Here is a 24,475-nt window from a genome sequence, read left to right on the forward strand (position 1 = left end):
AGCACTGGGTACTTCACCAGCCTGTATCCTCAACTAAAGAACCCCGGCGCTGTGCCGGGGTCTCTGTCATCGAGCTGTCAGGGCTTAGGCTTCATCGGGCGGCGCGTAGGAACCGTCCTCGCGGTGCACTTCCTTGCCCGTGATCGGCGGTGTGAACACGCAGGCGAGATGCATGGTCTTGTGGGCACGCAGCAAGTGCTCGTCGTGCTGGTCGAGGATGTAGATATCGCCCGGCTTGATCGGCCAGATCTTGCCATCGGCCAGGGTTTCCACTTCGCCTTCACCCTCGATGCAGTACACCGACTCGTAGTGATGCTTATAGTGGATATGCGTCTCGGTACCTTCGTAGATACGCGTGATATGGAACGAGAAGCCACCACCGTCGTTGGCCAGCACCAAGCGCGTGCTGTCCCAGGTGCCGCTCTCCGACTTGACCAGACGGTCCGTATTACGCGCTTCCTCGAGATTGCGAACGATCATTTTCACGTCACTCCGTACAATCCATAGACGGGCCGGCTGATCTTCAGCCGGCCGATGACATGCTGCCAGGCGCCGATCGGGCTAGGCACGCCGATGCTCAGGCAACGACTTCCTTGACGCTCTCCTCGAGAATGTCCAGCCCCTTGAGCAGGTCCTCGTCAGGTATGGTCAGCGGACACAGGCACTTGATCACTTCGCCTGCCTGGCCGCTCGTCTCGATCACCAGGCCTTTCTCAAAAGCCTTGGCGGTGATCTTGTCAGCCAGGTCTCCGTCACCGAGGTCGATACCGCGCATCAGGCCACGGCCACGCTCGGAGGCCGGGATACCTTGCTCGCTGATCCAGGCAGCGATCTTCTGGAAGCGGTCCTCGACCACCCTGCCCTTGCGCTGAACGTCGCGCTCGAAGGTGTCGTCCTTCCAGTAATGTCGCATGGCCGCCGCTGCCGTGGCAAAGGCCAGATTGAAGCCCCGGAAGGTACCGTTGTACTGGCCAGGTTTCCACTTGTCGAGATCGGGACGCATCAGCACGTGGGCGAACGGCAGGCCGAAACCGGATAGCGACTTTGAGTTGGTGACGATGTCGGGCTTGATGCCGGCGTGTTCGAAGCTGAAGAACTTGCCGGTGCGACCGCAGCCTGCCTGGATGTCGTCGACGATCAGCAGAATGCCGTGCTCGCGGCATATTCCCTCGAGGCGCTTGAGCCAGTCGAGGCCGGCAACGTTGATACCGCCCTCCCCCTGTACGGTCTCGACGATCACCGCCGCGGGCAGGTCCAGGCCACTGGAATTGTCGCCCAGCAGCTTCTCGAAATAATCCAGGCTGTCGGCGTGCTCGCCCAGGTAGCCGTCATAGGGCATGAAGGCGCTGCCTTGCAGCGGGATGCCGCCGGTGGCCTCGCGGAACTTGCGGTTGCCGGTAGCGGCCAGCGCCCCCATCGTCACGCCGTGGAAGCCGTTGGTGAAGGTCACGATGTTGTGTCGGCCCTGGGCCACGCGGGCCAGGCGAATGGCGGCCTCGACAGCGTTGGTGCCGGTCGGCCCCGGCAGGTGCACCTTGTACTCCAGGCCGCGCGGCTTGAGGATCACCTCTTCCAGAGTTTCCAGGTAGTCACGCTTGGCGGCGGTCCAGAAATCGAGACCGTGGACGATACCGTCGCTATCCAGATAGTCGAGCAGCGCCTGTTTGAGATGCGGGTTGTTGTGCCCGTAGTTGAGGGTGCCGGCGCCGGCCAGGAAGTCGATGTACTCGCGACCGCTCTCGTCGGTCAGGCGCGCATTCTTGGCCTTGGTGAAAACCACCGGGAACGAACGGGAATAGGTCCGCACATTGGATTCGAGACGTTCGAGTGTTTGGGTCTGCATGACGACCTCCTGTCGGAATGATCAGGCGTAGGAGTGCATGGATGGCCGAATGCCTCGGCCATCCAGCGATTCGGATGGGGATCAGATGCGCCGCGTATCGAAGGGACCGATGCGCACGAGGTTTTCGGGATCGTGTTCACCGCCCAACTGGTCCGTGGAGAAGTATTCGCGGCTGTTGAGAGGCGCCTGCCAGCGATCGGCGAGACGACGAAAAAGCCCCCAGGACGCCTGGTTGTCAGGCGTAATGGTGGTTTCCAGATGGTGCACGTCATCCAGCTCGGGACGGCTCATGACGGCTTCCACGAGACGCCTGGCCAAGCCGGTGCCGCGGGCCTTCTCGCCCACCGCCACCTGCCACAGGAAGTAGGTGTCGGGAGCGTTGCTCTTCACATAGCCGGAGACGAAGCCGACGATCTCGCCCTCTTCGTTTGTCGCTACCGCACAGGTGTCACGGAACTGCGTCGCCAGGAGCAAGTAGGCATAGGCGGAGTTCACATCGAGCGGCGGGCAGGACTTGACCAGTTCATAGATGCCCCAGCCATCGTCAGGGTTGGGCTTGCGAATGAAAAGTGGCGAGGCATCGCTGCCGACCACGGCATCGGCCACGCTGGGGCGAGCCAGGTCAGCGGAAGGAGTGAAGGGCTGCGGTGTCATGTTCATGTTCAGGTTTCGCTGTAGCGATGATGCTCTTAATGATAACAGGCCTCATCGACAAATCAAAACAGGCGTTATGATTACCGCACAGTTGCATAACAAAAAATTATCAAATATTGCCGACCGCCTCCCAGCGCATCGAACTGGAGAGCCGCTCCCGTCACAATATGGCGCAACCAGGCATCGCCCAGGTTCAGCCCATGACGTGAGTCTAGCCCAGGGCGGGCGGGTGGGCAGAAAATAAGATCGGGCCGCCGATGTGGCGACCCGATGTCGGTAGTGCCAAGGCCGGAAAGCGGCGTTTCAATGTCGTGAAAGGGTACGCATGGTGACGAACTCCTCCGCTGCCGTCGGGTGAATGCCGACAGTGGCATCGAAGTCGGCCTTGGTGAGGCCAGCCCTGACGGCGATGGCAATGCCCTGGATCAGCTCGCCGGCCTCTTCACCCACCATATGAGCCCCGATGACCACATCGCTCTCGTCATCGACCACCAGCTTCATCAGACAGCGTTCCTCACTGCCCGAAAGCGTGTGCTTCATGGGCCGAAAGTCGGTGCGATAGACCCGTATCGAGCCATACTGCTTGCGCGCGTCCTCTTCCGAGAGACCTACCGTACCGATGTTGGGATGACAGAAGACTGCCGTGGCGATATTGCGATAGTCCATCGGCCGCGGTGGCGTGTCGCTGAAATGCTGCTGGACCAGATGCATGGCTTCCGCCAGCGCCACGGGCGTCAGCTCAGGTCCGCCGGTGACGTCGCCCAGGGCAAGGAGGGAGGGAATGGACGTCTCGAACCGATCGTTCACCTTGAGTGTGCCGTCGGCATTGAGCTCGACATCGAGCGCATCGAGCCCCACCCGATCCAGATTGGGCTTGCGTCCGGTGGCGGCGAGCACGGCATCCACGACAAGCGACTCACCGTTGGTGAGCGATACCTTCAAGCCGTCCTCGACCTTGTCGATACGTTCGATATTGGTTTCAAAATGCAGATTGACGCCTTTGGCAGCCATCTGCTCCCGGGTAAATTCACGTACCTCGCGATCGAACCCTCTCAGGAACAGCTCGCCCCGGTAGACCAGGTGGGATTCACTACCCAGCCCATTGAATATGCTGGCGAACTCCACCGCGATATAGCCACCGCCGAGGGCCAGGAAACGCCTCGGCATCCGCTCCAGGTCGAATACCTCGTTGGAGGTCACGACCAGCTCGCGCCCCGGAATATCGGGTACCCAGGGCCAGCCGCCAACGGCCACGAGAATCTTGGCAGCGGTAAAGGTTTCAGCGCCGACCTCGACCCGATGGGCATCTACCACCCGTGCTCGGCCATGGATAAGACGTACTCCGGCATTTTCCAACAGGCGTGCATAGATCCCGTTGAGGCGCTTGATCTCCGCGATCTTGTTGTCGCGTAGCGTAGCCCAGTCGAAGCGCGGCGCTTCGTGCAACTGCCAGCCGAACCCGCGAGCATCCTGAAAGGCATCATGAAAATGTGCAGCGTAGGAATAGAGTTTCTTGGGAACGCAACCCACGTTGACACAGGTGCCACCCAAGTAGCGATCCTCGGCAACGGCCACCCTGGCGCCGGTTGCCGCTGCGGTACGGGCGGCACGCACCCCGCCGGAACCGGCCCCGATCACGAACAGGTCATAGTCGAAGTCAGACACTCGATTCTCCTCGTCTAGCCGGGTCTTGATGATGAACCCGATCTGATCCCGCGATCTTACCAGCGCCGGCGCTACCGTGTAGAGCCAAGCGTGTGGCAGCACTGCGACAACCCCGCTCGCCCGCTTGCAGGAACCAGGCTTCGCCCAACTCGAGTCCAAACTCGAGTAATGAAGCCCGCCGACGGCTCGAAACCCGCCTCCCAGAGGCTTACACTCCAATTGAAACATCGTCGAGGTAACCCATGACCGACCCTCTAGCCCAGCTCCAAAAGAGACACCTCGCGGAACTCGAGGGCCGATATGCCGAAGTGCTGACTACCCTCGGCTTCGATGGCGTGCTGATCTACAGTGGCCACCCTGCCCGACTCTACGGCGACGACCAGCATGCCAGCTTCTTTAGCTACGGGCATTTCCAGCACTGGACGGGCCAGGCCGGACTCGCCCACAGCTGGTTGCTGATCCAGCCCGGCCGGCGCCCCGTTTGTTTCTTACATGCGCCGGATGACTTCTGGCATCTACCGCCACACTTACCCGATCAGGCATGGACAGCACACTTCGAGGTGGTAAAGGGCCGCTTTGAAACGCCTCCGCCATTGAGTCGCGGACGCTACGCCGTGATCGGAGACGTCTCGGAGGCGACGGCCAAGGCCATCGCGGCAGAGTGCAACCCACCGGCCCTTATGGCCGCGCTGAACGAGGGGCGTGTACGCAAGAACGACTACGAGATCGCCTGCCTCAGTGAAGCCAACCGCATGGCCATGCGGGGGCATCGAGCCGCCGCGGACGCCTTCCATGCTGGCGATAGTGAACTCGATATCCAGTTGGCCTATCTGCAGGCCTCGCGTCAGCGTGAAAGCGAACTGCCCTACGGCAATATCGTCGGGATCGGTCCCCATGCTGCCGTGCTTCATTACCAGCATTACGAGATTGAGCCACCCCGCCATCGGCACAGCCTGCTGGTGGACGCAGGCCATCGCTTTCGCGGCTACTGTGCGGATCTGACTCGCACCTGGTCCGGCCCGGACACCGACCCGCTTTTCGCCTCGCTGATCACGGGCATGCATGAACTCAAGCGGGAGCTCGCCGCCGCCGTTGCTCCTGGTATCGATTTCGTCGAGTTGCATGAGCGCATGCATCGCCTGCTCGGCACGTTGCTTGCCGAGAGCGGGCTGGTCACCGGTTCGGCCGAAGCCGTAGTGGAAAGTGGGGTGACGCGTGCTTTCTGCCCCCACGGGCTTGGTCACCTGCTTGGCATTCAGGTGCACGACGTTGCCGGACGCACGGCGCGCGATGGCACACCTCGGCCGCCGCCGCCCGACCATCCGGCACTGAGGCTGACGCGGGAACTGGAAGCCGGAATGGTGGTCACCATTGAACCCGGACTGTATATCATCCCCATGCTGCTCGAGCCGCTCGAATCAACCCCCGCCGGCCGCGACGTAAACTGGACCATGGTGGCGCGCCTGGCACCCCACGGCGGCATACGTATCGAGGACAATGTAGCGGTCACCACGGAAGCGGCCCGGAACCTGACAGCTGAGATCGAGTGAGTGAAATGAGGGAACGGCGGGCAGCAGCCGACTTTACGCCTCCGCGCGGACTCTCCAATCCGCACGTGCAGACCCTGTTGCCCCGCTTGATGGCCAGGCCTGGCATTGACCGCGATATCGAAAACCTCGAGCTGCCCGATGGCGACTTCGTCGAACTCAACTGGATCCGTCCGACGCCTGCCAGCGCCGAGGCGCCGATTTTCGTGCTTTTCCACGGCCTCGAGGGGTCGTTCGATTCACCCTATGCGCGTTGCTTGCTGGCAACGGCCAGCCGCATGGGCTGGCGAGCGGTACTGATGCATTTCCGCGGCTGCGGCAGCCAGCCGAACCGGCTGCCGCGTGCCTATCACAGCGGCGATACGGCCGACGCCTATTGGTTGATCGCCGAATTGTCGCGTCGTTACCCCAAGGCTTTGAAGATAGCAGCCGGGGTCTCGCTGGGGGGCAACATGCTTCTCAAGCTCGTGGCCGAACAGGGCGGTGGCGGCCTCGACCTGACCGGGGCCATCGTGATCAGCGCACCGCTCGACCTGGCGGCCAGCGCGGCGAGACTGCACCGGGGGTTCTCCCAGGTCTACGAACGGCATCTGCTCAACGCGCTCAAGCGCAAGGTCGCGCCACGACTGGCCAGGAGTGAACTGCCCCTGGCACTGGATATCCGGACGCTCTCACGAATCGACAGCCTGCGCAGTTACGATGATCTGGTGACCGCGCCGCTGCATGGCTTCGATGACGCAGCCGATTATTACCATCGGGCCTCTGCCGGACGCCTGCTCGGCGAGGTCGAGCTGCCTACCCTGATCCTGCATGCCGATGACGACCCCTTCATGCCCGCCGACCTGTTCGGCCGGCTGCCTCGACCGGCCGACGCGGTGCGTCTGGAGGTGACCCATCACGGCGGTCATGTCGGCTTCATGGAGTGGCGTGATCGCCGCCTGCGTCCCTGGCTGGCCCGGCGACTGGCGCGCGAGCTCGCCTGCTGGGCCGACACCGGCGCCTCCTGGCAATCGGCCATGAATCGCCACCTCAGCCGATCGGACAGCTGACCCCGGTGCCCTTCAGTCCACAGTATCCGCCCGGATTCTTGTGCAGGTACTGTTGGTGATACTCCTCGGCCGGGTAGAACGTGTCGAGCGGAGCTATCTCGGTCGTAATCCTGCCACGCCGGGCCTGCGTCAGCTCATTCTGGTAAACATCACGGCTATGCTTGGCGGCCTCGAGCTGCGTGTCGCGGGTGGCATAGATTGCCGAGCGGTACTGGCTGCCGATGTCGTTGCCCTGGCGCATGCCTTGGGTGGGATCGTGCGCTTCCCAGAAGACACGGAGCAACGTCGCGATATCCACTACGCGGGGGTCGAAGACCACGCTGACCACTTCTGCATGCCCGGTACGCCCGGTACAGGTCTCTTCATAGGTGGGATTGCGCGTCACGCCACCGGCATAACCCACCGCGGTGACGTGTACCCCGGGAAGCTGCCAGAAAAGTCTTTCGGCCCCCCAGAAACAGCCGAGGCCGAAGACGATCTGCTCATGGCCCTCCGGAAAGGGGGGCAGCATCGAGCGACCGGTCACGGCATGCACACCGGAAATGCGGATGGGGGTGTCGCGCCCCGGCAGGGCTTGGGCGGGATCGATGATCATGATGCACTCCTCCAGAAGCGACGTATCGTATCGGTTCATGGACCGCCGTTCAGCTGTGGCGGCTGGCCGGGTCGGGTAAAGATGTAGATCAGGTCCACGGCCTGGGCAGCACCGGAGACGGCCTGCACGTAGAAATCGCGCCACAGGGTATAGCGCAGCGTGAGCTCGGCGATCGGAGAGAAGATACCGACACCATAGCTGACACGCAGATCGTCTGTCAGGTACCCGCTCACCACCACCTGGCTCTCCTCGCCGGTCCCACTGGTTTCCAGCGCCAGATCGTCGATACCGAAGGCCTGGCCGATGGCTCCCACCACACCGCCGGTCTGCCCCAGCGTCAGGCCGACCAGGGCCGCCGTCAGCGCACCGTCGGCGTCGCCGTCACGCGGGGCGCGGCCACGCAGCAGGTAGGAGAGCGCCCGCGCCTCGTCCATGGCCGGTTCAGCGAATATCGTCAGGCTGGGCTCGGCGGCGAAACCGGTGACGCGCAGGCCGGCGATGACGCCATCTTCGGTAACGTCGGGATTGCGTATGGCCTCGAAATCGAGCAGCGGCTGGCTGGGAGAGCCGCTGAAGAGCAGCTCTCCCTGGCGTATCAGCAGGTCCTGGCCGAAGGCACGGAAGCGGCCGTCGGTGAGGTTGACATCGCCGAACAGCTGTACCGGCCCATCCTGCTGACGTACCTCCAGGGTACCGGCCAGGCCCGTCTCGAGGCCTGAAGTGTCGAGGATCATGTCCGGCCCGAGGTGCAGCTCGATGAGAACGTCGAGTTGCATGCCCGCCTCACGTAGGGCGACCGCGGCCGCCTCATCGTCCCCGGCGGTCGCATCCAGCTCTTCACGCTGTTGGGCCCGGGCCTCGTCACGCCGGGTGATGATGACTTCATCGGGGCTGGGACTGACCGCCGCCGGTGGCGCTTCGCCGATTTCCAGCCGCGCCCAAGGCACCTGTACGTCACCGCGCACCCGCAGCTGCTGCGGATCGATCCGCACGGCGATATCCGGGGCGACTCGCAGGCGACCGAACTGAGGCAGTGTGATCAATAGCGGACGTCTGGTGCCGTCGAGATTCACGGCAACTCGCCACTCGTCAAGCGATGGCCAGCTGGCGTCGCCGTCGATGATCAGCCTCCCTTCGTCACTGGCGACATAACCCATGAGCCTCGCACTGTCCCCATTGAACTCGATGCGTATGCGGCCATCCTCGACGATCAGCGGCACGTCGAGCCCCGAAGCACGCAGCCCGGTCAGCTCGAGCGCCCCGTCCAGACTCGGGCTGTCCCGGGTTCCGGATATCCCGACCCTGCCCGAGACAACCCCGTCCAGCGTATCGAGCCCCTGTGCCAGGGTGCGATAGCGCGACAGATCGAGACCGTCGAGCACCAGGGTACCGTCCAGCTCGCCGGTACCCAGCGGGTCGTCGAGGCCGATATCGAGGTCGAGGCGACCGGCATCGCCAAGCGCCAGGTCGAGGTTGAAGGCCGTACGCCCCTGGTTGGCATCCAGTCGCACGTTGAGTTGCGTGTCGGGCATCGACCACGGCTGACCATAGATGTCCAACCCTTCAAGATTCAGCTCGCTGGCAAGATCCGCCTCGACATTCCACTGTTGCCCTCCCTGTCGCCACTGCGCCTGCAGGTCCAGCTCGGTCGTACCACTGGCACGCCAATCCTGCGGCAACCACTCATCGAGCATTTCCATCGGCAGGTCGCGTACCGTCAGGGCCACCTGCCCCTGCTCGGCGCTTGCCTGAAGCGTCTCCTCCAGGCATACCCGACCGCCCTGTTCGCGGCGCAGGCAGAACGGCTGCACCCGAGCCCGCCCGCTTGTCACATCGGCGTCGAACGCGATCGGCGAATCGAGGCGCATCTCGCCGTAATCGGTATCGACTTCCAACGGAGCGATACGACCCGCATAGCGCTGGCGTTCTGTGGAAAAGCCACCTTCGAGGGTCAGTTCCGCCCGCGTAAGCGGCATGCCGCGCCCGGCCAGGGCCGTCAAGGTTGCGCGATGGGATGACAAGCGACCGCTCAGGTCGAGGCTCACGTCGCTGAAGCGTTGCCCACCGGCATCCAGGCGCTGGGCGTCAAGCTCGATGTCGAGCTCGGGATCGTCGAGCCCCTGGATGCTGCCCGACAGCTGCAGCGCTTCGAGACGATTGTCGGCAAAGGCGAGCTCTCGGCCCTCGAGGTCGAGCTCCAGGCGTGGCTGCTCGGGTGAGCCGCCGGTACGAAAGCGCCCCGTCAGGCTTCCGCTCAGGTCGTCGTGAAGACTTCCCAGCTCCGTCAGGGCTATGTTGCCGCCCAGGTCCATGCGCCGCTCGGAGATGGCGCCACTTGCCGTGACACGGTTGTCTCCCTGGCGGAAGTCGAACTCCTCGACCTGCCATTGCATGTCGCTGTTACCGGCCAGGCTGGCACGCAACGAGAGCGGCAGCTCTTGCAGCTCACCGTCGACCGCCAGACGCGGCACGCGAAGCTGCCAGCCGTCAGTCGTCTGGCGGAAGGCAACGTCGATGTCGCCGCTCAGCCGCCCTTCCATGGCATCGGTGAACCGCCCCGGATCGACATTGTCCAGGCGTGCCGTGGCATCGACGTCGAGTCCATCGTGCCATTCGACTCGCCCACGGCTGACCACCGAGGCATCGCCAAGGCCTAGAGACAGCGGCGTCCAGGCAAAATGCTCGAAATCGCCGCTGCCCGACAAGGCCACCTGGGTCAAGGGCACCTGAGGCCCCTCCACACGCATCGAAAGCGAGGCCCGATAGTCGACCAGGCTACCCGAGAGGCGCAGGTCGAGATCCTCGATCACGTAGGGGTCTGCCACCGCTTCCCCTTCCTCGGCGTGGGCGATGGCCATGGGCAACGGCCATTGCAGGAATTCACTCTGCAAGGAGGCACTAAACGGCAATTCGGGGTCCAGTACATCGCCCTGGGCGGAGAGCCGGGCCTCCACCGGGCCGCGTGCCGCCAGCTCGGCGCTCAGGTCGGCCAGGCTGCCATCAAGCCGGAGGTCGAGACGCTGACCGGCCAGTTCCGGCATCAGCTCAGGCAGCCACAGGGCAGCCTCGAGGTGCGCTTCAAGCGGGTAGTCGTCGCGCAGCGCAATGCGCCCGGAAAATCTCGCGTCTATGTCACGGCTCGCCGCTTCCAAGGTCACGATCTCGACCTCATGGCCACTCGCCTCGAAGGCAAGGGTGAGAGAGCGCAGGTCGTAGTCGACCGGCCCTCTCACCTCTACACCGTCGAGGTGTATCCGCGGCGCCGCGATCGTCAGTGGCAGGTCGATTTCCGGCAGCGCGACACGTTCACGCTGCTCGAGGGGCACTTCGGGCTCGGTTGCCTCGACAGCCGGTGCCTGGACGGCCTGGACAGCCGCCAAGGCTTGCTCGCTCAGCACCCCATCGCCCTCCGAAGGGTCCAGGGCCAGTGCTGCCGCACCGGACGCTGGGATGTCGACCTGCAGCCGCTCCAGGCGAGTCGGGAGCAGTCTCAACCGTTCTCCTTCGGCTTCGATACCGGTATAAAGCACGTCCCAGCCGATTCGCGTACCGTCGGATAGCCTGATCTCGACATCCTCCAATTCGAATTCTGGCGCAGAAACGTCGAGGGGGAAGCGGAACGATGCGGGCGCTATCTCCTGCGGCGCCTCGTCGAGCGCCTCCAGGGCGGGACGCGGGGGTACCTCCGAGGCTCCTTCTGCTTCATCGGTCGCTACCTCGGGCGTCGCCTCGGCGCTTGCCGGCAGGATGACGTTCAGCCCCTCGGCGCGGGAAGCATCCAAGCGCAACCGCGACGTTTCGGCCTGGGCCGCCGTGGCCAGATAATCAAGCTCGATCCGTGTGCCGTCGGCCAGTTGCAGTCGCGTGTCTTCCAGGACCAGCTCACGCACTTCCACGGGGAACGGCAGGCGCACCGGGTCACCCGCCCCTGCCTGCTCCCGCGCCTGTTCTGCGGGTGGTTCGCCCGGCTCGCCTTGCGCTTGCAATTGGACGCGACCTCCTTGCATGGCCAGTCGCTCCACGCACAAGCGACCGCGCAACAGGCAATCCTCCGACCAGGCCAGCTCCAGCCTCTCAGCGGCAACCTGGGCCGGGCCTGCCTCAACCTGGAATCCATGCAGCACCAGGCGATCGAGTGGGGCTCCCTCGACACGCTCGAGCTGGTAGTAGCCGCGCTTGGCGCCCTCCTCGAGCAGCAAGCCGGCGCCCCAGGGGGACAGTGCGAGACCGAGCACGAGGAACACGATGCCGATCGCAAGCACGGGCAACACGATCAGCAGCTTCAAAAGGGCAAGGGACAATAACCGCATTATCAGAATTCCGGGCCGATGGCGAAGTGAATACGCCACGAATCATCCTCGTCATCGAAGGGGTGGGCGATATCGAAACGCACCGGCCCGACGGGGGAAATCCAACGTACGCCAAGGCCGGCACCGGTGTTGAGGGTTTCCGGCCACCAATCGTCGAAGGCGTCCCCACTATCAACGAAAGCTGCACCCCACCAGTTGCCGGTCACGCGGCGCTGGAACTCGATGCTGCCGGCCAACATCTGTTGACCGCCGCGCAGCAGGCCCTCCTCGTTGCGCGGTGCCAAGGTTTCATAACCGTACCCGCGTACCGAGCGATCACCCCCGGTAAAGAAGCGCAAGGATGGCGGTATCTTGGAGAAGTCGTCGGTCTCGATGGCGCCCAGGGCCAGGCGAGTCACGAAGCGCAGGTCGTCCCCGAGCATTCGAATCCATTCGGTGTTTCCAGTCATCCGCAGGAAATCGGCATCCGAGCCCCATATGCTGTCGGAGTATTCGAAGGTGATGCGCTGGCGATCGCCCCATGTGGGAAAGCGCGGGTCGCGTGTGCGCGTTCGCGTCCAACTCACCCCCGGGTAGTAGATGAAGACGCTATCTTTCTCTCCTCCCTGGGCGAAATCCTCGTAGGTCGCCCGGACGAAAAGGGACTGCACCCAGTGGTTGTCGAACTCCCAGCGTCGTGCCAACTCGATGGTCGCCTCGTTGGAGCGAGTGTCCTCGTTGTCGCGGTGGCGCAGGCCGTACTGGAAACGATACTGGTCGCGCAGCGGGTCGGCCAGCGGCACAAGATAGGTGCCGGTCAGCCGCACCTCAGGCTGCGAGAGGAAAAAATCCTGCTCGAGACTGTGGCCATAGCGATTGATCCAGGGCTGGTTCCAGCCGAACTGCAACCGAGGCCCGACATCGGTGGCATAGCCGATACCTGTCTCGAACTGGTGTCGATCGGCCGGCGCCAGCGCCACATCCACCGGCATGGAGGCACGCTCGGCGGCATGCAGCTCCGTTACCGCCGACAGCGCCAAGGCGGAAAGCCGGGGACCGCTGGCCATTGCCGCTCGGGTGGAGGGAGCCTGGGGCAGCGCTGCCTCTCCCTCGGTCGCCACCGAGTTCCACCAGCCCAGGGTCGGCGGTTCCAGGGCGAGCTCGCGCCGGGCGTCGAGGCGCGGCCGCACACTCACCGAACTGAACCAGTTCGTCTGTCCCAGGCGCTGGGCGTAGAGCGCCACCTCGCCGGCAAGATAAGGGTCGCCCGGCTCGAACGGCGCCAGGCTGCGCAAGCGCTCCTCGACGATATGATTGCCACGTATCGTGATGTTGCCGAAGGCGTAGCGTTGTCCGCTATCGAGACTGAGATAGAGCCTGGCACTCTCATCGTAGGGCCGCACTTCCATGCGACGATCGATGAAGGACCAGTCGAAGTAACCACGCTCAAGGGCGAGGTTGGCCAGCCGACTGCGCATGCGATCCCAGGGTGCATGCACCAGGGGATCCCCCTCCGACAGAGGTAAGGCGTCCAAGGTATCGCGAAAAGGCTCGTCTTCCGCTGCCTCGCCTTCGAGCCGGATATCGATGGTTTCGATGATCACCTGCGGGCCGGGCTCGATGGCCAGACTCACGTAGCGCGGCGGGTCGGCCTCATCGAGCTGAGACCGTACCTGCGGCTCGTAGTAGCCATAGACCCGCATGGCTTCACGGGTTCGCCGTATTGCCTCGCCTTCTAGGCGACGGCGATCGTACTGGGCTGCGTCCAATGCGTCGAGATAGTAGCGGACGTTGTCGGCCACATCGCCCTGCAATCCGTCGATACGTGCCTCGAGTCCAAGCGCTCCTTGCGCCATGCCAAGACACAGGGCCGCCGCCCCCACGCGTGAAAACACGCCTCTTCCCATATTACGGCTTCCCGATTAGGCTCCTGCCCAGCCTCGGCAGGGCCTGGCGAAACTACTGCAGGGCTTCCAGCCCTGCGCTGAGAGAAAGCTGCTCCTGTCGCAATTCGCGCAGCTCGGCCTCCATGCCCGTCAGCCTGGCCTGGAGTCCATCGATGGCCTGGGAGGCCTCTCCCGCTTCGCTGGCCGCTTCCAACTCGGCGGCAAGTTCGTCGAGGCGCTGCTCCAGGGCATCTTCGCGAGCCTGCATACGCTCATCGAGCGCAGCGATCTCTTCTTCCATGAGCTGCTGGAAATGTTCGTCGACGGCTTCGAGCCGCTCATCCAGCGATGCTCTCACGCTCTGCTGCCGTTCTGCCAGTACCTCCTGCTGTTCTTGCCACTCCTCCATGCGCTGGGCCTGTCGCTCGTTGGCCTCAACCAGCGATTCGATCCTCGCGGCCAGGCTTTCGCGTCCCTCTTCATCGACGCGTTCCAGAGAGTCGAGTGACGTTCGTACCGCCTCGAGCAGGGCCTCGCGCTCCTCGGCCTCACTATCCAACCTTGCCAAGCCGTCTGTCACTTCCTCGACACGCTCGTCCAGTGCTTCGAGCCGGGAGGCGTCACGCTCGACGACCTGCTGCACGTCCACTTCCAGGCTTGCCATACGTGCCACGATCGATTCGGCATGCTCCTCTACGGAGGAGAGCCGAGCTTCGATGGTTTCGAGGCGATCGCCACGTCCCTCCTCGGCATCGAAGCGAGCGTGTACGTTGGACATCTCGGAAGACATTTGGTGCATCTGCGCACTCAACCGCTGGCGTTCCTGCCAACCCAACCAGACCACACCGATCAGTATGGCCAACAACAGCAGCACCGCGAACTTCAGGGGCCACAGCCGTGGACGAGGGGCCGATGAATAGCGGCGTGGTCTCGTCAGGCTGGTATCGGGATCGGGCACGATGGGACGTCGCTCGGAAGGACGCGCTTCGGGCATGTCTGACTCCTTCTAGGCAGGTGCGGCAGGCGCCTAACCATTGTAAGCGGGTTATACGCCTGCGCGCACACTGCCGCCTCAACGCGTCGAGGGTCGCTCCTGCGGTTCGGCACGACGGCCGATGCCACGGTAGACCAGCCCCCAGCTGGCCACGTGGGCAGGATCGTAAATGTTGCGACCATCGAGCAAGAGGCGTTCGCGCAGCGACTCGGCCAAGCGTGGCCAGTCAGGGTTCCAGTAATGCTTCCACTCGGTGACGAGGATCAAGGCATCGGCATCTTCGCAGGCTGCATAAGGGTCGCCATCGAACAGGGTCAGCAACGGATGGTTGCCCACTTCGGCGCGTAGGGCCGGAATGGCGGCCGGGTCGTGGAGTCGAACCCTTACCCCCTGCGCCCACAACGCCTCGAGCAGCGTGAGTACCGGAGCATGATCGATGCGCGCTGAGCCCGGTTTGAATGCGGCCCCCCAGATCGCCACGGTACGGCCCTGGAGCTGTCCATGGAAATGGGTCCACAGCTTGCGAAACAGGGTTTCCTTCTTCTGCTCGTTGATATCCAGGACCTGTTCGAGCAGCGCCGAGCGTCGCCCGCTGGCCTGCTGCACGTCGGCCAGGCGCATCAGGTCGCGGGAAAAATGGGGGCCGCCAAAGCCACAACCCGGATAGAGGTACTCGTAACCGATACGCGAATCCGCTCCCATCCCCTGGCGAACGTATTCCACATCGACCCCAAGGCTGTCGGCGAGCCCGGCGATCTCGTTCATGTAGCTGATTCGCGTGGCGAGCATGCCGATCGTTGCCAGCTTGGTCAGCTCGGCGGCGCGGCGCGGCATGAGCTGCATGACGTCACGACGTCGATTGAACGCCCTCAGCAATTCGCGTACCTGAGCCTCGGCTCGCTCGTCGTCACAACCCAGCAGCCAGCGTCCCGGCCGGGTGAAGCTGGCCCAGGCACGACCTTCCTCGATCATGTCCACCAGGGCCACTGCGCGCCGCCCGTTTCCCCCGAGCCGCGCTTCCAGCCGCTCGGTCTCGCCGACCGGGAAGGTAGAGTTATTGATGAGTATCAAGGGTCCCTGCTGGCGCCCTGCGACCTCGCCCACCAGCTCATCGGCTTCCTCACGCTGCTCCGGTGACAGCGCGAGCCAGAGAATGTCGATGCGCTCGCCTGGATCCACGCCTTCGCCGTTGGCCAGGATCAGGGTACCCTGCTCGAAACCCTCCTCGAGACGTTCGAGCAGATCCGGCTCGCGCCGCATCCAGTCAGCCGCCTGGAGCGCCGGCCAGCGCATCGTGGCGTGGGGTACCCAGCGGACCTGGTGGCCAACCCAGGAGAGTGCGGCGGCGGCCGTAGCCGCCGCCAGCTCGCTGCCATGTATCTGTATCCGCATGGTGTTTACTCCGCCTGGCTATAGCGGGTGAGCAGCTCGCGAAAACCCTCGCCGAAGCGGGGGTGACGACGGCCGTAGACCAGAGTGGCTTCGAGATAGCCCAACTGGTGCCCGCAGTCGTACGTCTTGCCGCGCATGCGCCAGGCATCGACACCGTCGCGCTGGCGCAGGGTCTCGATGGCGTCGGTGAGCTGGATCTCGTTACCGGCGCCCGGTGGCGTTTCGGCCAGCAGCGGGAAGATGTTGCCCGGCAGCACGTAGCGGCCTATCACCGCCAGGTTGGAGGGGGCATCCTCGCGGGCTGGCTTCTCGATAACGCCGGCCAGGGGGCAGGACTTGCCGGCGGCCGGCGGCTCGCCTTCGGGTTTCACGATGCCGTACTTGTGCACGTTCTCCCAGGGCACGTCCTCGACCATCAGCTGCGGGCGCCCCGTCTCCTCGTAGGTATCGATCATGCCGGCCAGGTCGTTGCGCTCGAGGCCCTCGTCATCTACCAGCACATCGGGGAGCAGCACCGCAAACGGCTCGTTGTCACCAATGACGGGGCGGGCGCAAAGCACCGCATGCCCCAGTCCCAGCGGCTCATGTTGACGCACGCTGATGATGTTGACGTCGGGGGGTACGATGGCGCGCAGCTCGTCGAGCAGCTCCTGCTTGTTCTTGGCCTCGAGGGTGGATTCGAGTTCGTAGTGAGTGTCGAAATGGTTTTCGATGGCGCTCTTGCTGGCATGGGTCACCAGCACGATGTCGCGGATGCCGGCCTCAACCGCCTCGTTGACCACATACTGGATCACGGGGCGGTCGACGATAGTGATCATTTCCTTGGGAATTGCCTTGGACGCCGGTAAGCAACGAGTACCAAAACCAGCGACGGGCAATACAGCCTTGCGAATCATGGGTGCCATCCTTGTCGGTTGATCATCAGGGTCAGTGAATGTCACTCCCCGGGCCGGTCCTTGATTCCCTCATGGGAAAGCCCGGGCAGCTACGGGTACAATAGCGCATGATACCGAAGGTAAAGAATGTTGCCAGGGTGCCGGACCAATTGACACGGAGAGAGAAGATGAGCGCAACCCTCCACCATAACGTCGACCAGGGCGAAATCGCCAAATTCGAGGCCTTGGCCAGCCGCTGGTGGGACCCCCATAGCGAGTTCAAGCCATTGCACGATATCAATCCGCTGCGCCTGGACTTCATCGACGCCCGCTGCGGCCTCGCCGGACGCAAGGTCATCGACGTGGGTTGCGGCGGCGGCATCCTGGCCGAGGCAATGGCTCACCGCGGCGCAAGCGTGACCGGCGTCGACATGGGCGAGGCACCGCTTGCCGTGGCGCGTCTGCATGCACGGGAGAGCGGCGTCGAGATCGAGTATCGCCAGGCCAGCGCCGAAGCCATGGCCGACGAACATCCGGGGGAATTCGACGTCGTGACCTGCATGGAGATGCTCGAACACGTACCCGACCCCGGTTCGGTGGTCCGGGCCTGCGCTATGCTGGTCAAACCCGGCGGGCACCTGTTCTTCTCGACCATCAACCGCAACCCCAAGGCCTATGCGCTGGCCATCGTCGGCGCCGAGTACCTGTTGCAGCTGTTGCCTCGAGGCACCCACGAGTACCGCAAGTTCATTCGCCCCTCCGAGCTGGCCGGCTGGTGTCGCGAGCACGGGATTGCGGTGCGCGAGCAGAACGGCCTCACCTATAACCCGCTGATGCGACGCTATCGCCTCTCGACGAGCGACGTCTCGGTCAATTACATGATGCATTGCCGTCGGGAGCCGGCATGACGCACGTGCCGCAAGCACTGCTGTTCGACCTCGACGGCACGCTGGTCGATACCGCACCAGACCTGGCACGGGCCACCAACGCCTTGCGCGTACATCATGGCCTCGAACCACTGCCCTACCCTACGATCCGCGCCCAGGTCTCCAATGGCGGCAGCGCCCTGGTTGTGCTGGCACTTGGAATCGACAAGGCAGAAGAGGGCCACGACGAGGCGCGGCAGTTTCTGCTCGACGCCTATGGCCGGTCGTTGGCCGAGGAGAGTTGCCTGTTCCCTCATTTCGATCGCCTGCTGGCCAGGTGGGAAGCGGAGAGCCGCCCCTGGGGGATCGTGACCAACAAGCCGCGGGCCTACGCCGCGCCTCTGATCGATGCGCTGGGGCTGGCACCGGGTGCCCTGCTCTGTGCCGATGACCTGCCGCTCAGGAAACCGTCGCCCGAACCGCTATGGGCGGCGGCCGATCGTCTGGCGGTCGCACCCTCGCAGTGCTGGTACATCGGCGATCACTTGCGTGACATGCAGGCGGCCCGTGCGGCCGGCATGGTGGCCGTCGCCGTGGGTTACGGCTATATCGAGGAGGGAGAGGACTACCGGGCGTGGCCGGCAGACCTCTGGTTCGAAACCTGCGAGTCGCTAGTGGAGGCGCTGCTGCCTGCCTGATATCCCAGGCAGGCTAGCGCAAATAGGCGAGCGGGATGAAGCGCCAGACGCCCGGAGCACTGCAACCCGAGCGTATGGGGTTATACGTGAGGAATGCGAGCATTCGGGCACCAATTCGCCGGGAGCGAATTGGAACAGCCGAAGGCTGGCCCGAAGGGTAGCCGCCAGGGATGGCGGCTATAGCGCAGCGATTCGCCCGCGCAGCCATTTGCTTACTTGGGCGGCTGGGCGTCGAAGCGCTCACCGTTATGCCCCCGGCTGTCCGGCCCCATCAGCCACAGGTAGGTGGGCATGATCTCTTCTGGGGTTCGCAAGGTCATCGCGTCCTCCCCCGGGTAGGCATGCGCGCGCATCGCCGTACGGGTGGCACCGGGGTTGAGCGAGTTGACGCGCAGGGTACCCAGGTGCTCCACCTCGTCTGCCAGCACTTCCATGAAGCCTTCGGTAGCGAACTTGGAAACGGCATAGGCGCCCCAGAAGGCCCGCCCCTTGCGCCCGACGCTGGAGGAGGTGAAGACGACCGAAGCGTCGGGCGAGGCCTGCAATAGCGGCAATAGGGCCTGGGTCATCCAGGTGGGGCCGTTGATGTTGACCTGCATGACCTGATCCCACAGCGCCGGGTTGTATTGCTCGAACGGCGTGATACGACCCAGCAGCCCTGCATTGTGCAGGAGCCCATCAAGACGCCCGAACTCCTTGTCCAGGGTTTCGGCCATGTCATGGTAGTCCTTGAGCGTAGCCCCCTCGAAGTTGAGCGGGAAAATGGCCGGCTGGGGCCCGCCCGCTGCTTCGATCTCGTCGTAGACCTTTTCCAGCTTGGCAATGGTGCGGCCCAGCAGGATCACGGTTGCGCCATGGCGAGCGAAGGCCAGGGCAGCCGCCCTGCCGATACCGTCGCCCGCTCCCGTGACGAGTATGATGCGATCGGACAGCAGGTCGGCAGGCGCCGCATAGTCGATCTTGCAGGTCATCGTGGCTCCTTGAGCGGGGCCAGTCCGCTACAGGGACTGGCGCAGGAAGTCGTTGGCAAGCCCGGCAGCACTGCTGTCGGAGTAGTCGTCACGCACACGCTCGAGCAAAGCACGGCTTTCTTCGATGTCGCCCTGGCGAGCCTTGATCAAGCCAAGCTTGTAGAGGGCGTCGGGTACCTTGCTGCTCTGGGAATAATTGTCGATGACTTCACGAAAGGCGGTTTCCGCCCGCTCCAGGTTGGCTTCTGCCGAATGCAGCTCACCTAACCAGTAATAGCCGTTAGCCGTCAGGCTGGTGTCCGGGTAGTCCTGCACGAAGGCTTCGAAAGCCGCAATCGCTTCGTCGAACTGGCGCGCCTGCACCTTGGCGAAGGCAGCTTGGTAAGCGGCTTGGGCATCGGGGCTGTTTCCGCTCGGCGAAGGGGTCTCCGCCACCTGACGCGCGGCCTCCTCGTCAACCTGTGGGTTGGCTTCGATACCGGCGCTGCCGGCCATCAGGCGCTCGTCGAGGTCCATGTACTGCTGACGGGTCTGGTTGCGCAGCTGCTCGAGCTGGTGACGCAACTCCTCGATCTGACCTCGCAGTTGCTGAATCTCCTGCTGGTGCTCCTGCAGCTGGTTGTAGAGAACCAGACTGCCACCCGCTTCCTGCTGAACTTCGGCCTGATCGAGGAATCCGCCTCGCGGTTGAGCGGTGCGGTCCTCCACGATCGGGCGCTGCTGGGCTTCGACAAGGCTCATCACGGACAGCGGGAGCACCAGGGCTCCCGCGCCGCACAGCCTTTTCAGACTGTGTCGCATTCGTCACTCCATCGGCGCGCGAGGGCGCCCGTTGGCTCAGTAGGCAAACACCACGCGGCGGTTCTGGGCATGAGACTCTTCCCCGCTGCCACGCTGTGCCGGACGCTCTTCACCATAGCTGACCACTTCGAGCTTCGACGGGGAAACGCCCTGCACTTCGAGGAAACGCTTCACGGCGTTGGCGCGACGCTCTCCCAGCGCCATGTTGTACTCGCGGGTGCCGCGCTCGTCGGTATGGCCCTGCAGCACGACACGAGCGCTGTTGTTGGAACGCAGGTAGCGGGCATGAGCCGCCAATACCGATTCGAACTCGGAGCGGATGGTATCCCGATCGTAGTCGAAATAGATGGTGCGCACTTCCGGGATGCGGCCGTCCGCCTGTTGTCCGGCGCGATCGCCGCTGACGCCTGAGCCACTGACCTGGCCAGAGCCGGCCGCGCCGGTGCCAGTGCCGGCCCCGCCATTGGTTGTGCCATCCATGGACCCGTCACGGCTTCCTCCGGTGCTGGAACAACCCGCAACCAGTGCCAGAGACAGGGCGATCGCCAGCATCCTGGCATGTGACTTGAATTGCATCGTCAAACTCCTCAAAGGACTTGAATGACACGTACCATTAGTTCAAGAACGGTGACCATGCGGGTTCCCGCACGTCACCCTGTGCCGAAGGCAACCGGTAGGACGCTCGTCCATCGGCCGACACGGCCCCCAACACCCCGCTGTTACCCTGCTGGGTGGCGAAGATTACCATGGTCCCGTTGGGTGCAACACTAGGCGATTCATCCAAACGAGAGTCGGTGAGTACCACCAGGCGACCGGAGTCCAGGTCCTGCCTAGCCACCTGGAAGCCGTTGTTGCCGCGATGGATCATGAACAGCGCCTCTCCATCCGGAGAGAAGCGACCACGGGCGTTGTAGTTGCCGGTAAAGGTCAACCGTTCGGTCTGGCCACTGCCGAAGCTGTAGCGGTAGAGCTGCGGTCCGCCGCTACGATCCGAGGTGAACAGTAGACTGCCGCCATCAGGCGACCAGTCAGGCTCGGTATCGATACTGGAGTTATTGGTGATGCGTTCGAGATTGCGCGAGCCGACGTCCATCACGTAGATATCGGGCTGCCCATCCTTGGACAAGGTCATGGCCAGGCGACGGCCATCGGGCGACCAGCTCGGGGCACCGTTGATGCCATCGAAGGAGGCGATGCGCGCCCGCTGCCCGGTGCCGACTTCCTGGACGTAGATCGCCGGTCGATCGGTCTCGAAGGAGACGTAGGCCAGCTTGCGGCCATCCGGTGACCATGCAGGCGACAGGATCGGCTGGCGCGAGCTCAGCACCTGTTGGCTGTTATGACCGTCGGCGTCGGCGACGTAGAGCGCGAACTGCATGTCTTCCCCGCTCCCTTGGGCGGTGACGTAGGCGATACGAGTCGAGAAGGCACCGCGAATGCCCGTGATGGCCTCGAAAATCTGGTCGCTGATGTAATGTGCACCGCCGCGCAGCTCGCTGCTGCCGGCGCTGACGTTCTCTCCGATCATGCGGCGCTCGCCGCTGACATCCATCAGCTCGTAGCGAATGCGGTAGCCATCGTCCGCACGGCTGACCTGGCCCACGACCAGGTAACGCACGTCGAGCGCACTCCACTGGCCATAGCGCACCTCGTCGCCGGAACGGGGCCGATCATACATGGCATCGCGCGACAGCGGCTCGAAGAAACCGCTGCGCTGCAGATCGTCACTGATGATCTGGGCAACGTCCTCGGGCAAGTCACCTCCATCGGCCGAAAAAGGCACAACGGCAATGGGGGTGGCCCGATCGCTGCCTCGGGTGATTTCGATGGTCAGGTCTCCCTGGGCATGAGCGAGCGCGCCGAACATCAGCAGCGCGGCACAGAGCCAGGTCGTCATCAGGGCTTTCATCAGCGTACATCTCCCGGTGTGAATCGCAGATTGAACTGGCGGAAATCACGTTGCGCCGCTGGCGGCAACTGGCGCAGTTCGCTAAACGGTGCGGCGGCTTCCACTGCCTGAATCGCGGAGCGATCGAAACTGCTGTCACCGCTACTCTGGCTAATGGTAGCGCCAAACAACTCACCCGAGGGACCCAGTTGGACCTGAACGGTGGCCGCCAGGCCCCCGCTCGCCCCGGGGGGGATTACCCAGGCTTGCTCGACTGCTCGGCGGACCAGGTTGATGAAGCTGTTGGCGGCTTCCTGGGCCTGCCGGGCATTGGCCACGGCATCCGACTCGCCCTCGATGGCGCGATCGAGCCCCTGGGAGGCAGCCTCGGCTGCACGCCGCGCTTCCTCTTCGCGGCGGCGCTGCTCCTCGGCCTCACGCTGGCGCTGGGCTTCTTCTTCGCGGCGACGCTGCTCCTCGGCCTCGCGCTGGCGCTGGGCTTCCTCTTCCTGGCGGCGCTGTTCCTCGGCCTCGCGCTGGCGCTGGGCCTCTTCTTCCTGACGGCGCTGCTCCTCGGCTTCGCGCTGGCGCTGGGCCTCTTCTTCCTGACGGCGCTGCTCCTCGGCCTCGCGCTGGCGCTCGGCTTCCGCTTCGCGGCGGCGCTGCTCTTCGGCTTCGCGCTGGCGTTGCTCCTCGGCTTCCTGCTGTCGCCTGGCCTCTTCTTCGGCACGGCGTTGAGCCTCTTGCTGACGCTGACGCTCAGCCTCTTCCGCCGCTTCCTGCTGACGCTGTCGCTCCGCCTCCTGCTCTTCGCGCTGGCGGGCCAGCCGCTCGGCCTCCTCGGCACGGCGCTGTGCTTCCGCCTCGGCGGTTTCCCTGGCTTCCTGCAGCCGTCGAGCCTCCTCTTCACGAGCCGCCTGCTGTCGCTCCGCTTCACGGGCACGCTCTTCATCGGCTTGCTGCTCGGCCTCCGCGCGTGCCTGCTCCTCAGCCTCGGCCTGCCGCGCCTCTTCCTGTTCACGGGCCTGCTCCTCAGCCTGTCGCGCCTCGGCGCGTGCCCGAGCCTCTTCGGCCCGCTGGGCCTGATCCGTGGTGGTCTCGGTGCTGACCAGCGTCGCCTGAACGATGGAGGTCGATTCGGGTTCGTCCGGGTGGCGCTGGGGCAAGCTGATCACGCTGAGCACCACCACCAGCACGTGCAGGCCGATGGCAAGCAGAGTGGGCACAGCATAGCCGACCGGCCTGCCTTCGGTGCGAGAGGGGGCGCGCTGACGTCGGGCCATCACGTCTCCTAGTTTCCTGATCCAGGGGCTCTTAATCACGCGGTGGCGGCTCGGAAATCAGCCCGACGTTGGCAACACCCGACACCTGAAGCGTGCTCATCAGGGTCACGATCTCGCCGTAGGGCACGAATCTGTCGCCGCGTACCATGACCGGCGTGCCAGGCTGGCGCTCGAGCAGGATCAGCACCCGATCGCCAAGCTCCTCCAGGTCCACGGACATCTCTTCGCCACCAACCGACAGGTAGTACCCTCCTTCGCGATCCACCGACACGATGATGGGGTCGCGGTCCTCCTGGGAGTCGATCGGCTCGGAGGTGACCTGGGGCAGTTCGACCTGCACTCCCTGGGTCAGCATCGGCGCGGTGATCATGAAGATGACCAGCAGCACGAGCATGACGTCGATGAAGGGAACGACGTTGATCTCCCCCATCGGCTTGCGGCGTCCGCCGCGATTGAACGGTCCATGCATGACGCGACTCCTCAGGCGGCGCCGGCTTCGCTGCGGCCCTGCAGGTTACGGTGCAGGATCGAGTGGAACTCCTCGGCGAAGTCTTCGTACTTGCCCAGCAGTCGATCGGACTCGGACGACAGGCGGTTGTAGAAAATGACGGCGGGAATGGCCGCGAACAGGCCCATGGCGGTGGCGATCAGGGCTTCCGCGATCCACGGGGCCACGGTGGCGAGCGTGGCCTGCTGGGCCATGGAGAGCGACTGGAACGATCCCATGATGCCCCATACGGTGCCGAACAGGCCGATATAAGGGCTCGCCGAGGCGACCGTGGCGAGGAAAACGAGATGCAGGGTCAGACGCTCTTCTTCGCGTGACCAGGCTACCCGCATGCTGCGTTGAACGCCGTCGAGAATGGCATCGGCGCTCTTGGTCTTGGGCAGCAGCCGATTGAATTCACGAAATCCGGCACGAAAGACGTGCTCGGCCCCTTGCGTTTCCTGCTCGGAGGGCGTTTCGCGATACAGTTCGTTGAGGTCGACTCCGGACCAGAACCGCTCCTCGAACGCCTGGTGAGCGCGACGTGCACGGCGCATCACGAAAGTCCGCTGGAAAATCACCACCCAGGAGAGTATCGAGCCGATTATCAGAATCAGCATGACCAGCTGCACCACGGTGCTGGCGCTCATGATCAGGTGGGGTATTGACATGGAGTCGTTCACGGGCATCCT

The 24,475-nt window shown here is 64.0% G+C and carries 21 protein-coding genes; 4 read left to right on the plus strand and 17 right to left on the minus strand.

All coding sequences use genetic code 11. The annotated features are described in order from the left end of the window. Positions 1-84: 84 nt before the first annotated feature. The 4 genes from ACOJCM_RS14945 to gorA form a co-directional block, all read right to left on the minus strand. The gene (locus ACOJCM_RS14945) at positions 85-480 is read right to left on the minus strand and encodes an ectoine synthase (protein ID WP_445212865.1); all 396 of its coding nucleotides are present in this window, start codon (positions 478-480) and stop codon (positions 85-87) included. 97 nt (positions 481-577) lie between these two features. Next, complete coding sequence (ectB, locus tag ACOJCM_RS14950; protein WP_445212866.1) at positions 578-1,843, minus strand: diaminobutyrate--2-oxoglutarate transaminase; 1,266 nt, start codon at positions 1,841-1,843, stop codon at positions 578-580. An 81-nt stretch (positions 1,844-1,924) separates the two neighbouring features. Next, positions 1,925-2,503 carry a diaminobutyrate acetyltransferase gene (ectA, locus tag ACOJCM_RS14955; RefSeq protein WP_445212867.1) on the minus strand — a complete coding sequence of 193 codons (579 nt, stop codon included), beginning with the start codon at positions 2,501-2,503 and terminating at the stop codon, positions 1,925-1,927. A gap of 297 nt (positions 2,504-2,800) precedes the next feature. Further along, complete coding sequence (gorA, locus tag ACOJCM_RS14960; RefSeq protein WP_445212868.1) at positions 2,801-4,162, minus strand: glutathione-disulfide reductase; 1,362 nt, start codon at positions 4,160-4,162, stop codon at positions 2,801-2,803. Between the two features lie 242 nt (positions 4,163-4,404). Between gorA and pepQ the strand changes: the two genes are divergently transcribed. Both pepQ and ACOJCM_RS14970 read left to right on the plus strand, forming a co-directional pair. Further along, positions 4,405-5,712 carry a Xaa-Pro dipeptidase gene (pepQ, locus tag ACOJCM_RS14965; RefSeq protein ID WP_445212869.1) on the plus strand — a complete coding sequence of 436 codons (1,308 nt, stop codon included), beginning with the start codon at positions 4,405-4,407 and terminating at the stop codon, positions 5,710-5,712. A gap of 5 nt (positions 5,713-5,717) precedes the next feature. After that, entirely contained in the window at positions 5,718-6,758 is a 1,041-nt protein-coding gene (locus ACOJCM_RS14970) for a hydrolase (protein WP_445213484.1), read from the plus strand. On the opposite strand, the gene msrA is transcribed toward ACOJCM_RS14970, so the two are convergent. From msrA to galU, 6 genes are all read right to left on the minus strand, one after another. Beyond that, complete coding sequence (msrA, locus tag ACOJCM_RS14975) at positions 6,739-7,353, minus strand: peptide-methionine (S)-S-oxide reductase MsrA (protein WP_445212870.1); 615 nt, start codon at positions 7,351-7,353, stop codon at positions 6,739-6,741. The two genes, ACOJCM_RS14970 and msrA, sit on opposite strands and share 20 nt — an antisense overlap. A gap of 35 nt (positions 7,354-7,388) precedes the next feature. Further along, on the minus strand, positions 7,389-11,663 hold the full coding sequence (gene tamB / locus ACOJCM_RS14980; RefSeq protein WP_445212871.1) for an autotransporter assembly complex protein TamB: 4,275 nt from the start codon (positions 11,661-11,663) through the stop codon (positions 7,389-7,391). A 2-nt stretch (positions 11,664-11,665) separates the two neighbouring features. Beyond that, positions 11,666-13,537, minus strand: a complete 1,872-nt coding sequence (gene tamA / locus ACOJCM_RS14985) for an autotransporter assembly complex protein TamA (protein WP_445212872.1) — start codon at positions 13,535-13,537, stop codon at positions 11,666-11,668. Between the two features lie 64 nt (positions 13,538-13,601). Beyond that, positions 13,602-14,522, minus strand: coding sequence for a hypothetical protein (locus ACOJCM_RS14990; protein ID WP_445212873.1), 921 nt, complete (start codon positions 14,520-14,522; stop codon positions 13,602-13,604). Positions 14,523-14,600: 78 nt separating this feature from the next. Beyond that, positions 14,601-15,914, minus strand: a complete 1,314-nt coding sequence (locus ACOJCM_RS14995; RefSeq protein WP_445212874.1) for a UDP binding domain-containing protein — start codon at positions 15,912-15,914, stop codon at positions 14,601-14,603. Positions 15,915-15,919: 5 nt separating this feature from the next. Beyond that, entirely contained in the window at positions 15,920-16,810 is an 891-nt protein-coding gene (gene galU / locus ACOJCM_RS15000; protein ID WP_445212875.1) for a UTP--glucose-1-phosphate uridylyltransferase GalU, read from the minus strand. Between the two features lie 167 nt (positions 16,811-16,977). Between galU and ubiG the strand changes: the two genes are divergently transcribed. Next, on the plus strand, positions 16,978-17,697 hold the full coding sequence (gene ubiG, locus ACOJCM_RS15005; RefSeq protein WP_445212876.1) for a bifunctional 2-polyprenyl-6-hydroxyphenol methylase/3-demethylubiquinol 3-O-methyltransferase UbiG: 720 nt from the start codon (positions 16,978-16,980) through the stop codon (positions 17,695-17,697). After that, positions 17,694-18,353 (plus strand): HAD-IA family hydrolase, encoded by a 660-nt coding sequence (locus ACOJCM_RS15010; protein ID WP_445212877.1) that lies wholly within the window; start codon positions 17,694-17,696, stop codon positions 18,351-18,353. The genes ubiG and ACOJCM_RS15010 overlap by 4 nt, the downstream gene beginning before the upstream one ends. 212 nt (positions 18,354-18,565) lie before the next feature. Here the strand turns inward: ACOJCM_RS15010 and ACOJCM_RS15015 are convergent, their stop codons facing one another. The 7 genes from ACOJCM_RS15015 to tolQ are packed head-to-tail and all read right to left on the minus strand — an operon-like array spanning position 18,566 to position 24,454. After that, positions 18,566-19,324, minus strand: coding sequence for a YciK family oxidoreductase (locus ACOJCM_RS15015; RefSeq protein ID WP_445212878.1), 759 nt, complete (start codon positions 19,322-19,324; stop codon positions 18,566-18,568). Positions 19,325-19,351: 27 nt separating this feature from the next. Next, entirely contained in the window at positions 19,352-20,125 is a 774-nt protein-coding gene (ybgF, locus tag ACOJCM_RS15020) for a tol-pal system protein YbgF (protein WP_445212879.1), read from the minus strand. A gap of 36 nt (positions 20,126-20,161) precedes the next feature. Next, positions 20,162-20,701, minus strand: coding sequence for a peptidoglycan-associated lipoprotein Pal (gene pal / locus ACOJCM_RS15025; protein ID WP_445212880.1), 540 nt, complete (start codon positions 20,699-20,701; stop codon positions 20,162-20,164). 37 nt (positions 20,702-20,738) lie between these two features. Beyond that, positions 20,739-22,034, minus strand: coding sequence for a Tol-Pal system beta propeller repeat protein TolB (gene tolB, locus ACOJCM_RS15030; RefSeq protein ID WP_445212881.1), 1,296 nt, complete (start codon positions 22,032-22,034; stop codon positions 20,739-20,741). Beyond that, positions 22,034-23,296, minus strand: coding sequence for a cell envelope integrity protein TolA (gene tolA, locus ACOJCM_RS15035; RefSeq protein ID WP_445212882.1), 1,263 nt, complete (start codon positions 23,294-23,296; stop codon positions 22,034-22,036). Before tolA ends, tolB begins: the two co-directional genes overlap by 1 nt. Before the next feature lie 31 nt (positions 23,297-23,327). Further along, positions 23,328-23,765 (minus strand): protein TolR, encoded by a 438-nt coding sequence (gene tolR, locus ACOJCM_RS15040; protein ID WP_445212883.1) that lies wholly within the window; start codon positions 23,763-23,765, stop codon positions 23,328-23,330. An 11-nt stretch (positions 23,766-23,776) separates the two neighbouring features. Further along, positions 23,777-24,454, minus strand: coding sequence for a protein TolQ (gene tolQ / locus ACOJCM_RS15045; RefSeq protein ID WP_445212884.1), 678 nt, complete (start codon positions 24,452-24,454; stop codon positions 23,777-23,779). Positions 24,455-24,475 lie beyond the last annotated feature (21 nt).

Source organism: Billgrantia hypersalina (genome assembly GCF_052584175.1).

Coding starts and splice junctions, on each gene's coding strand:
- ACOJCM_RS14945 (WP_445212865.1), bottom strand. CDS start 480: ATGATCGTTCGCAATCTCGAGGAAGCGCGTAATACGGACCGTCTGGTC.
- ectB (WP_445212866.1), bottom strand. CDS start 1,843: ATGCAGACCCAAACACTCGAACGTCTCGAATCCAATGTGCGGACCTAT.
- ectA (WP_445212867.1), bottom strand. CDS start 2,503: ATGAACATGACACCGCAGCCCTTCACTCCTTCCGCTGACCTGGCTCGC.
- pepQ (WP_445212869.1), top strand. CDS start 4,405: ATGACCGACCCTCTAGCCCAGCTCCAAAAGAGACACCTCGCGGAACTC.
- ACOJCM_RS14970 (WP_445213484.1), top strand. CDS start 5,718: ATGAGGGAACGGCGGGCAGCAGCCGACTTTACGCCTCCGCGCGGACTC.
- msrA (WP_445212870.1), bottom strand. CDS start 7,353: ATGATCATCGATCCCGCCCAAGCCCTGCCGGGGCGCGACACCCCCATC.
- tamB (WP_445212871.1), bottom strand. CDS start 11,663: ATGCGGTTATTGTCCCTTGCCCTTTTGAAGCTGCTGATCGTGTTGCCC.
- ACOJCM_RS14990 (WP_445212873.1), bottom strand. CDS start 14,522: ATGCCCGAAGCGCGTCCTTCCGAGCGACGTCCCATCGTGCCCGATCCC.
- ACOJCM_RS14995 (WP_445212874.1), bottom strand. CDS start 15,914: ATGCGGATACAGATACATGGCAGCGAGCTGGCGGCGGCTACGGCCGCC.
- galU (WP_445212875.1), bottom strand. CDS start 16,810: ATGATTCGCAAGGCTGTATTGCCCGTCGCTGGTTTTGGTACTCGTTGC.
- ubiG (WP_445212876.1), top strand. CDS start 16,978: ATGAGCGCAACCCTCCACCATAACGTCGACCAGGGCGAAATCGCCAAA.
- ACOJCM_RS15010 (WP_445212877.1), top strand. CDS start 17,694: ATGACGCACGTGCCGCAAGCACTGCTGTTCGACCTCGACGGCACGCTG.
- ACOJCM_RS15015 (WP_445212878.1), bottom strand. CDS start 19,324: ATGACCTGCAAGATCGACTATGCGGCGCCTGCCGACCTGCTGTCCGAT.
- ybgF (WP_445212879.1), bottom strand. CDS start 20,125: ATGCGACACAGTCTGAAAAGGCTGTGCGGCGCGGGAGCCCTGGTGCTC.
- pal (WP_445212880.1), bottom strand. CDS start 20,701: ATGCAATTCAAGTCACATGCCAGGATGCTGGCGATCGCCCTGTCTCTG.
- tolB (WP_445212881.1), bottom strand. CDS start 22,034: ATGAAAGCCCTGATGACGACCTGGCTCTGTGCCGCGCTGCTGATGTTC.
- tolA (WP_445212882.1), bottom strand. CDS start 23,296: ATGGCCCGACGTCAGCGCGCCCCCTCTCGCACCGAAGGCAGGCCGGTC.
- tolR (WP_445212883.1), bottom strand. CDS start 23,765: ATGCATGGACCGTTCAATCGCGGCGGACGCCGCAAGCCGATGGGGGAG.
- tolQ (WP_445212884.1), bottom strand. CDS start 24,454: ATGTCAATACCCCACCTGATCATGAGCGCCAGCACCGTGGTGCAGCTG.